The following is a 290-nucleotide window of genomic DNA, read 5'->3' as shown; positions in this document are numbered from 1 at the left end:
AGTTGTTGGCTTGTTTTCACTTCTCCAATAGACTGAATATGAACTACTTTCTTTCCTATAATCAGTCTTTCATAATTGGCATAAAATCCTTGGATTAAATCTTTTTTGGATTTATAAGAAGTGTGATAACCATTTTTGTACTTTTCGAACGAATTTTTCCTCGCCTTATCAAAATCTTTTGAAGCCTGTTTAGGAACTTGTGCGTTGATGTCATTTAACCACTCATATCTCTTTCGCTTCTTGATCTTTGTAAATCGTTTCTGTAAAGCTAACTGTGAAACAGATTTTCC

1 pseudogene is annotated in these 290 nt (G+C 32.8%); it reads right to left on the bottom strand.

Features of this window, described 5'->3' with window-relative positions:
* Positions 1-290: pseudogene (locus JDS99_RS31255) on the bottom strand (helix-turn-helix domain-containing protein); the annotation flags it as partial.

The organism is Bacillus cereus group sp. N6, assembly GCF_016483705.1.
Classification (GTDB): Bacteria; Bacillota; Bacilli; order Bacillales; family Bacillaceae_G; genus Bacillus_A; species Bacillus_A wiedmannii.
Note: the sequence above shows the minus strand (reverse complement) of the source record. Positions and strands in the feature narration are given on the sequence as shown.